This is a genomic window from Staphylococcus sp. GDY8P57P (assembly GCF_017892585.1).
In the GTDB taxonomy this organism is placed as follows: Bacteria; Bacillota; Bacilli; order Staphylococcales; family Staphylococcaceae; genus Staphylococcus; species Staphylococcus borealis.
The window spans coordinates 1-598 of the sequence record NZ_JAESLK010000062.1 but is presented as its reverse complement, the minus strand read 5'-3'; the positions used below and the strand labels follow the sequence as shown (position 1 = coordinate 598).

At 28.4% G+C, this 598-nt stretch carries 1 protein-coding gene; it reads left to right on the top strand.

What is annotated here, in order from left to right:
• Positions 1-230 precede the first annotated feature (230 nt).
• On the top strand, positions 231-598 hold a 368-nt coding region (locus KA878_RS13435), incomplete at its 3' end, for a plasmid recombination protein (protein ID WP_210142179.1).

The window sequence follows — 598 nt, the reverse complement described above, 5'->3', positions numbered from 1 at the left end:
ATGTTGTTTTAGTTTTGATCTTTAACAACCACTATTTTTGGTTGCTGGTGTTTTGATTTTGAATTTGGTTTTGAACTTATGGACTGACTTGTTCAGTCCATTTTTTGTGCTTGCACAAAAACATGTTTTAGCCTCGCAGAGCATACGGTTTAATGACTTATTTCAAAATAAGTCTAGACTTAAAGTATTAAATACCTATCTAACCTTATTGATGAGGAGTGATTTTTTATATGTCTTATTCAATTATTAGAGTTTCAAAAGTCAAAACAGGAACAAATACAACAGGCATACAAAAACATGTTCAAAGAGAAAATAATAATTACGAAAATGAAGATATAGACCATAGTAAAACTTATTTAAATTATGATTTGGTAAATGCTAATAAACAGAATTTTAATAACTTGATTGATGAAAAAATTGAACAGAATTATACAGGCAAACGAAAAATTAGAACAGACGCGATTAAACATGTTGATGGTTTGATAACATCAGACAATGAATTTTTTAAAGATAAGTCACAAGACGAAATAAGAGCCTTTTTTGAGCATTCTAAAGAATTTATAGAGAATGAGTACGGAAAAGACAATTTGCTTTATGC